Here is a 1,061-nt window from a genome sequence, read left to right as displayed (position 1 = left end):
CTGGGCCTGCTCGGCGGGGGCGGATCCATCCTGGTCGTGCCGCTACTGACCTACATCGGCGGACTCGACCCCAAGGAGGCCATCGCGACCTCACTGTTCGTCGTCGGCGCCACCTCACTGGTCAGCCTCATCGGTCACGCCCGCAAGGGCAACGTCCAGTGGCGCACGGGCCTGATCTTCGGCGCCGCCGGGATGGTCGGGGCGTTCCTCGGCGGCCTTGCCGGCGGCTACATCCCCGGCACCGTCCTGATGATCGGCTTCGCGGTGATGATGATCGCCACCGCCGGCGCCATGATCAGAGGACGCAAAGACCGCGACGGACAGAGCAACGACCACCACCATCCGCTGTGGCGAATCCTGCTCGACGGCCTCGTCGTGGGCGCCGCCACCGGACTGGTCGGCGCGGGCGGCGGGTTCCTCGTCGTCCCGGCCCTCGTGCTCCTGGCCGGTCTGCCGATGACCGCCGCGGTCGGCACCTCCCTGCTCGTGATCGCCATGAAGTCCTTCGCCGGGCTCGGCGGATACCTCACCTCGACCAGCCTCGACTGGCCGCTCGTCGCCGCGGTCACCGCCGCGGCCATCGCCGGCTCGTTCGCCGGTATCCGGCTCACCTCCGTGGTGCCGGAGAAGGCGCTGCGCAAGGGCTTCGGGGTCTTTGTCCTACTCATGGGCGCCTTCGTCCTGTCCCAGGAACTGCCCTTCCCCGCCGCACCGATCATCCTCGGCGTGGTGGCTCTGCTGGCGCTCGCGGCGGCCATCTGCTTCGTGGCCGTCGACCGATGCCCCCTGCGTTCGCCGCAGAGCCGCGCCGAGCCGGCGCTGCGCACTGCTTAGCGGAGCGGCACGCAGCAAAGGCCAAACCGCCCTGACGTGGTCGATCGCGAGGGGGAAAGCATGACCAGTGAACGCACTCTCAAGCTTGGCCTGAAGGCCAACGCCGCCCAGTTCACGCTGCTCGTCGCCATCAATGCGCTGGTAGGCGGCATGGTCGGACAGCAACAGACCGTCCTGCCCCTGCTGGCCACGGACGTCTTCGGCCTGACCGGCTACACCTTCATCTT

At 69.2% G+C, this 1,061-nt stretch carries 1 protein-coding gene and 1 pseudogene; both read left to right on the top strand.

The features are described 5' to 3' along the window. Positions 1–834 (top strand): sulfite exporter TauE/SafE family protein (locus tag G6023_RS15290; protein ID WP_182636335.1); only part of this gene is annotated, 834 nt, incomplete at its 5' end. Between the two features lie 60 nt (positions 835–894). After that, a pseudogene (locus G6023_RS16080) lies at positions 895–1,061 on the top strand (MFS transporter); the annotation flags it as partial.

It is taken from the genome of Dietzia sp. DQ11-71 (assembly GCF_014144995.1).
Taxonomy (GTDB): Bacteria; Actinomycetota; Actinomycetes; order Mycobacteriales; family Mycobacteriaceae; genus Dietzia; species Dietzia kunjamensis.
Note: the sequence above shows the minus strand (reverse complement) of the source record. Positions and strands in the feature narration are given on the sequence as shown.